The organism is Kitasatospora sp. NPDC088783 (genome assembly GCF_044750705.1).
Lineage (GTDB): Bacteria > Actinomycetota > Actinomycetes > Streptomycetales > Streptomycetaceae > Kitasatospora > Kitasatospora fiedleri.
Window position 1 is genome coordinate 1 of sequence record NZ_JBIVKJ010000038.1, and the last position, 9,829, is coordinate 9,829.

8 protein-coding genes and 3 pseudogenes are annotated in these 9,829 nt (G+C 65.7%); 5 read left to right on the forward strand and 6 right to left on the reverse strand.

The window, feature by feature from the left end; genetic code table 11:
- Positions 1-85 precede the first annotated feature (85 nt).
- Positions 86-611: pseudogene (locus tag ACIP60_RS38095) on the reverse strand (IS5 family transposase); the annotation flags it as partial.
- Positions 612-888: 277 nt separating this feature from the next.
- Here ACIP60_RS38095 and ACIP60_RS38100 point away from each other — a divergent pair.
- The 4 genes from ACIP60_RS38100 (at position 889) to ACIP60_RS38115 (ending at position 4,828) form a co-directional block, all read left to right on the forward strand.
- The gene (locus tag ACIP60_RS38100; protein ID WP_400694200.1) at positions 889-2,091 is read left to right on the forward strand and encodes an IS110 family transposase; all 1,203 of its coding nucleotides are present in this window, start codon (positions 889-891) and stop codon (positions 2,089-2,091) included.
- Positions 2,092-2,858: 767 nt separating this feature from the next.
- Entirely contained in the window at positions 2,859-3,212 is a 354-nt protein-coding gene (locus ACIP60_RS38105; protein ID WP_400694203.1) for a hypothetical protein, read from the forward strand.
- A gap of 79 nt (positions 3,213-3,291) precedes the next feature.
- Positions 3,292-4,266, forward strand: coding sequence for a hypothetical protein (locus ACIP60_RS38110; RefSeq protein WP_400694205.1), 975 nt, complete (start codon positions 3,292-3,294; stop codon positions 4,264-4,266).
- 73 nt (positions 4,267-4,339) lie between these two features.
- Positions 4,340-4,828, forward strand: coding sequence for a hypothetical protein (locus tag ACIP60_RS38115; protein WP_400694207.1), 489 nt, complete (start codon positions 4,340-4,342; stop codon positions 4,826-4,828).
- A gap of 126 nt (positions 4,829-4,954) precedes the next feature.
- On the opposite strand, the pseudogene ACIP60_RS38120 reads toward ACIP60_RS38115, so the two are convergent.
- From ACIP60_RS38120 to ACIP60_RS38135, 4 genes and pseudogenes are all read right to left on the reverse strand, one after another.
- Positions 4,955-5,059: pseudogene (locus ACIP60_RS38120) on the reverse strand (IS5/IS1182 family transposase); the annotation flags it as partial.
- Positions 5,060-5,156: 97 nt separating this feature from the next.
- Positions 5,157-5,687 (reverse strand): annotated as a pseudogene (locus tag ACIP60_RS38125) (IS5 family transposase); the annotation flags it as partial.
- A gap of 284 nt (positions 5,688-5,971) precedes the next feature.
- A complete protein-coding gene (locus ACIP60_RS38130) occupies positions 5,972-7,570 on the reverse strand; it encodes a DUF2079 domain-containing protein (RefSeq protein WP_400694210.1) in 1,599 nt (532 codons plus the stop codon).
- Between the two features lies 1 nt (position 7,571).
- On the reverse strand, positions 7,572-8,792 hold the full coding sequence (locus tag ACIP60_RS38135) for a glycosyltransferase 87 family protein (protein ID WP_400694213.1): 1,221 nt from the start codon (positions 8,790-8,792) through the stop codon (positions 7,572-7,574).
- A gap of 271 nt (positions 8,793-9,063) precedes the next feature.
- Between ACIP60_RS38135 and ACIP60_RS38140 the strand changes: the two genes are divergently transcribed.
- Positions 9,064-9,186: a hypothetical protein gene (locus tag ACIP60_RS38140; RefSeq protein WP_400694215.1), complete on the forward strand. Its 123-nt coding sequence runs from the start codon at positions 9,064-9,066 to the stop codon at positions 9,184-9,186.
- 217 nt (positions 9,187-9,403) lie between these two features.
- On the opposite strand, the gene ACIP60_RS38145 is transcribed toward ACIP60_RS38140, so the two are convergent.
- On the reverse strand, positions 9,404-9,592 hold the full coding sequence (locus ACIP60_RS38145) for a hypothetical protein (protein ID WP_400694218.1): 189 nt from the start codon (positions 9,590-9,592) through the stop codon (positions 9,404-9,406).
- Between the last annotated feature and the right edge of the window lie 237 nt (positions 9,593-9,829).

The window sequence follows — 9,829 nt, forward strand, 5'->3', positions numbered from 1 at the left end:
GCACAAGATCATCCGACACGTGCAACACTCTGCTGCCTCAACGCCTCAACTGCCAAGCCCCCAGGCCGAACTCATTTTGAAATGATCAGTAAGGCGTGTCTGACAAATGATCATCTGGCCGGTTCGCGAAGCCAGAGGATCAGGGAAGCCAGGACGACTCCGGCGCGGTAGCGGTCCGCGAGCTTGTCGAACCTGGTGGCGATCGCGCGGAACTACTTGAGACGGGCGAAGCATCGTTCGATCACGTTCCGGTCGCGGTGGATCTCCTTGTCGAAGGCGGCCGGCCGGCCGCCCGAACGCCCCCGGCGTCGGCGGTTGGCCGCCCGGTCGCGGCGCTCGGGGATCGTGGCGGCTGTGCCCCGACGTCGCAGCAGATTCCGGATGGCCCTGCTGGAACAGGCCTTGCCGCCCAGCACCCACAACGGCTTTGTGCGCGGGCGGCCTGTTACGGCTCGCGGGACGCGGATCCCGTCCAGCACCTCGGCGAACGCCGTGGCGTCGTTGACGTTGCCCGGGGTGAGCACGATCGACAGCGGCAGGCCCCGGCCGTCAACGGCAAGATGGACCTTGGTGGTCAGCCCACCTCGGGACCGGCCGAGGGCCTGGCGCGTCTGTGAGCGGTCCGGATCTTCCGGTCCGTCCGCTTCTGCGCCCCCGTTACCGTTTTCGCGGCCCCGCAATGGGGTTCCCGGCCCCCCGGCCCGGCATGACTTGCGCCCCTTGTCGACCATGATCGAAAAAGTGGTGTCACCGGGCTCGGAGGCATTGGCAGACCGCTGATTAGGGGCTTGAGCGCCGATCCCGCACTCGGGTGAGGCAGGCTCTTCGTAACGTGGATGCCGGCACGCTGATGCCGCAGGGCCGGGGAACGGGATCCGGGGAGGGGCATTGACCAGCACCGACGGCATCGACGTCTATCTCGGACTCGATGTCGGCAAGGGCGAGCACCACGCGACCGCACTCACGCCGACCGGCAAGAAGGTCTTCGACAGGGCGATGCCCAACAGCGAGCCCAGGCTCCGTGAGCTGTTCACGAAGCTGCATGCCAAGCACGGGACGGTGCTGGTGGTGGTCGACCAGCCGGCCACCGTCGGAGCCCTGCCGCTGGCCGTCGCCCGTGACACCGGCTGCCGCATCGCCTACCTGCCCGGCCTGACCATGCGCCGGATCGCCGACCTCTACCCGGGTGAGGCCAAGACCGACGCCCGCGACGCCCACGTCATCGCGGACGCCGCCCGCACCATGCCGCACACCCTGCGCGACCTGGCCCCGAGCGATGAGACCGTCGCCGAACTCGAGATGATCGCCGGATTCGACGACGACCTCGCCGGCGAATCGACCAGGATCAAGAACCGCCTTCGCGGACTGCTCACCCAGATCCACCCCTCGCTCGAACGCGTCCTGGGTCCGCGACTGGACCACCCTGCCGTCCTCGCCCTGCTCGAACGACACGGCTCACCAAGCCAGTTGAGGAAGGCCGGCCGGCGGCGGCTGATCACGCTGCTGCGGCCCAAGGCCCCGCGGATGACCGAGCGTCTCGTCGAGGACATCTTCACCGCTCTCGACGAGCAGACCGTCGTCGTCCCGGGCACCGAGGCCGCCGCACTGATCGTCCCAAGCCTCGCCACCTCGCTGACAGCGGTCCTCGATCAGCGAAAACTCCTCGCCACAAGGATCGAGGAACTGCTGGAGGCCCACCCTCTTTCCCCGGTCCTGACCTCCATGCCCGGCATCGGGATCAGGACCGCCGCCCGGATCCTCGTCGACGTCGGCGACGCCCGCGCCTTCCCGAGCGCCGGCCACCTCGCGGCCTATGCCGGCCTGGCGCCCGTCACCCGCACCTCCGGCTCCTCCATCCGCGGCGAACACCCTTCCCGACGCGGTAACAAGCAACTCAAACGGGCCTTCTACCTGGCCGCGTTCGCCTCGCTGTCCCAGCCGGAGTCACGCGCCTACTACGACAGAAAACGACGCGAGGGCAAACACCACGTCGCCGCCCTCGTCGCACCCGCCCGACGCCGCATCGACGTCCTCTTCGCCATGCTCCGCGATGGCACCCTCTACCAGCCCCCAACTGCCGTCACCGGTTGACGAAGACCATAGGGGCACTTTTTTCGCGCGTACGGGGGAGACGTCCACGCACGCGCGGCTCCAGTCGATCAGCCCTGCCGCGTTCAACTCGGCCAGGAGCATGCGGTGCAGGGCCTCGAACACCCCGGTCTGCTGCCGGCTGATGCCGGTGTACAGCACGAAACAGGATGCCCTGCAGGCACAGCCGGTCGTCCACCGGACGCGGGCCCGGCGACCGCTGCGGTCAGGCCGGCAGAAGCGGCTCGATCCGGGCCCGTAGCTCGTCGTCCACGATCTACGGCTTCTTGCGCACACCATCACGGACGGACGAATCGTCACATCGGTCACGCCTCAGCAGCAACGACTACCAAGATCGTGTTACGAGTTCTCAGCCTCGTGGCCCGCTGACTGACCAGCGAATTCACTTTGATATGGCGCGGCACGTGAATCACACCCAAATCATTCATCTCGGGACAAAAACAACAGAACGGTACGCCCTGCGAGCGCCGGGCCGTCCGTGCAGACCGGCACTACTGGAATCCGGTCAAACGGCTGTAGGCGGCCGAGAGCGCCGATGGCTTGCCGACCACCAGACATGTGCCCAAAAAGATGATAAACCCCCCATCCATCCTCGCAGTTTGTAGTGGCAAAAGTAATGATGATACGCAAAGTAATGGCCAAATTTTAATGTTTGAGAAAAAATAGTATGCATGTGTTGATGTAAACGAAGTAGGTTTCCCTCAGGGCCCTGGCCGTTGGGGCCGGGGATTTTTAGGGGAAATAATAAGATGAAGCTTGCCCAGCGAATTGCAGCGGTCGCCGTGACCACGGTCACGCTCGCCGGCGGTATGACTGTCATGGCCACCAACGCGAGTGCAGAAACGAGCACCAACGGCGGCGGCCTCGTGGTTACCAGCATCAACAACGGCTACGACGCCTACTACTCCGCGAGCTCCTCCCAGAGGGTCCGGTTCAAGCTGGAGTGCCGCGACAGCACCTACTACTACGACAACGGCTTTTTCGATGCCACCGCCGGATCGGGCTACTCCTACTTCTTCGGGGTCGGGCACGGCAAGGGCTGCCGGCTGCAGCTCGTGAACACGTCGTACAACGTCATCACTCAGACCGGCTACGTCGCCTGAGGCATTTGACCATATCGAGGCCGCGCCGCAATCCAGCGGCGCGGCCTCGAGCGATTTAGACGAGGCGGATGCCCGGATCATGAAAATTGTTGCCCTTATTTCCCTGCCCCTTGTACTCGCCTCCGCGCCGCTCACGCAAACAGCACCTCCATCGGATGTTCCGCGCGCCCAGTTGCGCGGCCTCGTGGAGGACGTCACCCAGGCCGACGGTTATCGCTACCAAGCCAAGGACAGTGCGGGGCGGTCTATGGACGCCGCGAAGATCATCCAGGATGGGACCGGCAGCTACCTGGCCGTCTACCACACCATGCGGCCCGACGGCCGTTTTCACGCGGCCATCGCGGTCTCTTCCGACCTTCTTAACTGGACGTTCGCTCAGGATTTTGGCACCGGCAGCTCCCAGCCGACGATCACCCCTCTCTCGAACGGCGGCTACGTGACTGCCTGGGAGCAGGACCCTAGCAACCACGTTGCGGTGCGTTACTACAGCAGCCGGGCGAACCTCCTCGCGGGTTCATTTTCCCGCCAGTTCGATGCTCCGCGGTCGCTGTCTTCCTGCGCGGAAGGGACACCCAATATCTACTCGGTCATTCTGAGCCCCGATATCGATCACTCAGTCATCGACATCGGGGGGCACTACTACGCCAACTGCAACGTGGATCGGCAGATGCGCGCGAAGCTCACAAACTTCTCCTCATGGTCGGCATCGCCCCAGCCGAACTTCGACAACGCCCTCCTGTACTGGGGTGTTCAGGGGAATATCGGAGACCGGGATTCTGTGAGCTTCAAGGATTTTCCCTACGGGCTGATCGAAGGGCAGTACGAGAAGAATCATTTCGAATCCTGGCGGACATTCATCTATGACTATACGACGGGAAACGCTGACCAGACGAGTATCCATACGCACGCCGGAAGTGTGGCTTTCGCCAATCCGAGCATCACCAAGGTCAAGACTCCCGCAGGTGCGGATGCTCTTCTTGTCAGCCTTTTCATTCCCTCCGAGGGTGCTGCGGGCGGGGAATCCGGTCAGCTCATTTACTTCCGCAAGTACTGAGACCGCGTTTGAGATCTCATTCAGTGCGGACAGGCGGCGAGGCCGCACCTGCCTGTTGTCCCGGGTAGCGCCTATGAGCGTTCCCGGTGTCATCCCGATCGGGCACGAGCCTGACTACCGCACGAGCACCGTCGGGCGATGGCGGGGCGGCCAGTTCTTCGCGTCGGTAACCGCGGCCTTCCCCGAGGGTTGGAGCGGCGACGACTGGCATCCGCAGAAGCGCTGGTACGCGGTGCTGCATCGGTTCGACGGAGCCGGCCGGCATCTGGACTCGCGCGTCCAGTTCACCGGCACCACCGCGGACGGTGAGCAGAAAGCGATCGACGCGGCCCGACTGCTGCTTGACGAGTGGCTGGATGCTCTTCCGGAGCGGCAGTACCAGGACATCGCCATCGCACCTTTCGCCGTCCGGTTCGAGGGATCCCTGTTCGGCCCGGTCGTGGAGGGCGACGCGGACGAGGGGGACGAGAGGGACGAGGAGGAAGACGACGGGGTATGGGCCGAGTTCCATCCCGACGGCCTGGGCTTCAACGCACCCTGGAACGGCTGCTACGACACCTGAACCCGGGCCGACGAGGAGCCGCGGGCCGCTCCGGACGGCCGCTCGGCCCCGGGCCGTCCGGCGCACCATCACGCCGGTCATCGCCCAGCGGATCATCGTTTCGGAGTGGGCCGAGCTGGTCTCGTAGTCCCGGGCGAGGCGCCGGTGGGCGGTGAGCCACGAGAAGGTGCGCTCGACCGCCCACCGCTTGGGCTGAACCTGGAATCCCCGCCGGCCTGGGTCTTTGCGCACGATGTCCAGGTCCCGGCCGAGGATTGAAGTGGTCCAGGCGGCCGGCGAAGCCCTGGTCCGCCCAAATCTTCTCAACGCTCGGATGGTCGAGCCTAGTCCACAGCGGCAGCCGCTTCGCGCCGTCCCGGTCCTGGATGCTCGCCGCGACGGTGTGGACCGCCAGGAGCAGGCCGAGGGTGTCGGTGACGACGAACCGCTTGCGGCCCTTCACTCTTCTTGCCCGCGTCGAAGCCCCTGGCCGCGGCGGGGCGGTGTCGGCGGTGCGCACGGATTGCGAGTCGGTCAGCCCGGCGCTCGGCTCCGCGTCGCGGCCGTCGGCTCCACGGGCCTTGCCGCGCAGGGCATCGTGGATGCGCTCGACGGTGCCGACGTCGTGCCACCACGTGAAGTACCAGTACACCCTCGGCCTCGGGACGAAGTCCTTCGGCAGCTGCCGCCAGGCACGCCCCGTCCGCACCACGTGGAAGATCGCCTCCACGATCCGCCGCCGCGGATGCTTCTCCCGCCGCCCGCCCTTCGGCCCCACCAGCGCCGGCGGGAGCAACGGCTCCACCAGCTCCCACTGTTCGTCCGTCAGGTCCGACGGATACCCGCCCCTGACACCGCTCACAACAGGCTCAACGAGCACCCCTGCCCAGCGACACAGCAGATCTCAAACACGGTCTGAGGGAGGTCGCATACCGCCGGATCACGGTCCGCTCGATAGGGGTCATCTGGCTCGGCCGGCATCCGGGTTCGGACAGCCCGAGAACCCTGATCGGCCGGCCGGCCTCAAGGAGCCGCTGCCAGAGGGCTGGAGCCGATCCATCTCACTACGTGCGTCCGTCAGTGCGCGGAGCTGCCCCAAGGCTCCTGGGGCGGCTCCGGCCCGTTCGAATCGACTGCCCATACCGGGGCGTCCGTGCCATCTGCTCAGCCGCGGAACAGGTTGTGTCCCACGTCGGACGGGACGACGTCCTGGACCGGCTTGCTGCCCGGGCCCGGGACGTGCTCGCCTGGGACAGGCTGGGAGCTCTCCCTGTGCAGAAGGACGACGCCGTCCTCTGCCCAGATCTGACGGTATCCGTGGGAGAGGAGAAGCTGGATTCGGTTGGCCTGCTCCGCATCGGTGGCAAAGGGAAACGATCGCTTGTCAGACCGGGTGAGCACGTAGTCGCGCCCTCGCGGTGTTCCATCCACCAGCACGACATCCGTCCGGGCGGTGAGCCTAGGCGCGATCTGGTTGTCGGCCTCTACCGAGGAGCCATCAGGAATCAGGGCGGCCGCCCGAATCAGGGCTGCCTCACTCGGCTTCGGCTGCCAGTAGGCGGGCACGACGAGCGACGCCAGCCCCAGGGGAACGGCGGCGACAAACGTGCAGCCGGCTACGGCGAGAGCCAGTCGGCGGGCCCTTTGACGGGTTCGATCATTCGCCTGGAGCCGCCCGAGCACCTCAATAGTTGAGGTCAGCAGGATCGGCCAGAGCAGAGAGTCGTAATGCCGCGCGATCGACCAGTGGTTGGGGTTGCTGGACAGCACGCGTTCCGCCAATAGTGGGATGGCGCAGAGCACGGTTGCGGACCGCAGCGGCAACAGGAACATGGTGCCGAAGAGCCACAGCACCAGCAGGGGCTTCAGCGGATGATCGAAAGCAACCTGCACCAGCAGCAAAGGGTCGCCGACCAGGTTCCGCAGGGCACCGCCGGCGTCGGGGCCGAGCGAGCCATAGTTCCAGTAGTAGCCGGGCTCGCCGCCCATCGCTGGGATGAGCAACTTGATGGCGGCGGCAGACGCGAGCGGACCACCGACGATCAGGGCCACTCCCGTCCACCGTGCGCTGCGATCCCCCGTGCGGCCTGCTCGCAGCAGCATGACAAGACCGTAAGCGCCCACCACGAGGCCCAGGTCTTCCTTCGTGCAGCAGAGAAGGACTGCGGCAAGCACCACCGTGTGGTGCTTGCGAGCCTGCCCGCGCTCCAGCATGAGCAGCGTCAGGGGAACGGCGAAGGCAACCTCGTGGAAGCCGCTGCGGGCAGCAACCAGCAGCGGCCAGCCGACTGCGTAAGTCAGACCGGCCAGGTCGCAGGCGCGCCGCCTGACCGAGGGGGCGGCGCCGACGAAGCAGTGCGTCGTAATCCGCCGGATAAGCGGCACCCCGGATGCGAACAGAAGGGCCTGTCCCAGGATCAGGGAGCGTGGATCGTCCCACAGCCAGTAGAGCGGAGCGAGGAGCGCCAGCACGGGCGAGAAGTGATCGCCGAGAAGCGAGAAACCGGGCGGGAACTCGTGGTGATAGCTCTTCAGCGTCGAGACAGGCAGCCCGAGGTGTGCGTAGCCACGCACTCCTTGGTCGAAGATCCCGAGGTCAAAGCCACCGAGCGAGGCTGAGGCCCAGCTCTGCAGGCCGATTGCGCAGGCGATGCTGAAGCAGAGCGCGCTAAGGAGGGAGGTGCGCCAGATTGTCGGGAGAGCACCGATCCAACCTGCGCTAATTTGATCCCGGGCCGTCCGTGTGACCGTATCGGTAACCACGTCACATCTGCTTCGTCAGGGCAGCGTTCTGTTCCAGCTCGGCTTCCTGAACGATCAGGTCCGCTGCGGCGATGACGCCGGCGTGTTCACGCAGGGCCCATAGTCGCCGTCCCACTACGGCCAGCACGGCTACGGCCAACGGCGCGTATACCGACGCAAGGGGTTGCCAGTACCAGGCGATGCCCAGGCCCCAGCGGTGAGGCACCAACCACAGGGCATGGGAGACGAATTCGACGAGCACCACTCCGAGCAGTATCCGCCGTGCCCGGCTGTCGGCCTCTGCAGCCAGCAAGACGATCAGCGGAAGGCACCAGACCCAGTGGTGCGTCCAGCTGATCGGTGAGATCAGCAGTGCGGTGAGGGCCGTGCAAATAGTGCCCCATGCTTCGGCCCGGCGAAGGAGCCGGGCGAAGCGCCCCGCGGTGACGGCCACAGTGAGACCGAAGACGCCGACGAGGCCGCAGACTGCCACACCGGCGAGGCCTGGATTGTTGGTGCTGAACAGTCGGCAGACAGCGCCCCGAAGCGACTGGTTGTCCACCAACTCGGTAACCCCCACCCGGCGTGTGTCCCAGAGGTACTTCGTCCAGAAGCCATAAGAGGCGTCCGGCAGCACCGCCGCGGCGACAAGGCTCGCCGCGAGGAACGTTCCACCTGAGACAGCAGCCGCCCTGACGCGACCAGTCAGGAGCAGATAGACAGCGAAGAGACCGGGGGTCACCTTGATTGCCGCTGCCAGCCCGATCCCGACTCCCCTGAAACGACTACGGTCCTGACGGGTCATATCCCAAAGGATCAGGCAGGTGATTGCGAGGTTGACCTGTCCGTACTGGAGCGTCGTGTATACAGGCTCCAACCAGACACCAAGACCCGTAGCGAGAAGCACCGCCTCCCTTCGGCGCTGCTTGCCGGGCCATCCCACCAGACGGAACGAGAGGTGGGCCAGGAGTGCCAGCAGTGTGATGTTGAACAACATCACCAGCACCCGCAGCGTCCCGATCCCGAACCAGGTGCTTGGTGCGAATAGGATCGCCGCGAACGGAGGGTAGGTAGCTGGCAGATCCCAGCCAGGCAGCCGCATCCCGTACAGGTCACCGCCGTTGACGACAGCAGCGCCCTCGGCACGGTAGACGAGCATGTCAACCATGGATGCCCGCTGCAAGTGCCGCACCACAACAAAGATTGCTAGAGAAGCAGTGGCGACGCAGCTTGCGATGGTCATGCCGCTTGCCAGCCTCTGGTGCCTAGGTACGCCCTGGTCTTCCATGTCCGCCTGCCTTGCCTGCCACCTGAGACCGAACACGCCCACCGCTATGGCACCCCGTTGAGATGGACCAGATCGACTTGCCGTCAGCGTCTGGGTCCAGTCACGATATCCGACTTCTTATACGCGGATAGCGGCCGAGGTCGGGTCAAACTCCGCCGCTCGTCTGGCCGCTACGGTGCCGGGCACGGCTGAGGAGCAGGTGAAGGTCGAGCCGCACCATGGTCCGATGGACGACCAGAGCGCCTACGTCCAAGCCGCCGACCAGGTCCCCGGTACCACACTGATTTCCCCGCGCCGGGCCCACCCGGGCGGCCGCTCGCTCTACGAGCCCGACACCACCGGCCGCTGATCCTGCGTGGGCGACATCCCCTGACTTGCCGCCCGGCCTCGCCGTCCAACACCGCGGGAGACACTGGCCCCATGACCGGCCGTCGCCCGCTTCACCTGCCCGGCACCGCGCCGCAAGCCTTTCGGCAACCATAAAAGACAGCCCCGCACCCGGCCACCCGCCGACCCAGGCCAACCGACCAACTGGCTGACAAATGAACTTGATTGGGTGATGTCGGTCAGCCGTCCAAGGTGAGCTCGGTGCCCACGAGGCAGCCATCGACGAGGTGCGGGCGGTACTGGATCTGCTTGAGCTTGAGCTTGTGGTTGGCGGCTCGGGTGAGCTGGTCGAGATTGGCGGCGGCCAGGTTCCCGATGTCGCGCTCGACCAGCGACCAGATACCTTCCTGCGGGTTGAGGTCCGGCACCTAGTAGTGCTTCGTTAGGTTCTGGTTCTGCGTCTGGTTCTTGTGCGGGGTAGGGGGCGGTTGCAGGTGGCACAGGTGCCGGTCCAGCCCTTGAGCAGGTCCTGGAGGAGGTCCAGGGCCTGGTAGAGGGTCAGGCCGGCGTCGGTGCTTTTGGGTCGAGCCGCCTGAGGGTGAGGAATGCCTGGGCGGCGGTGACGAGGGTGACGTGGTGGTGCCAGCCGCGCCAGGTGCGTCCCT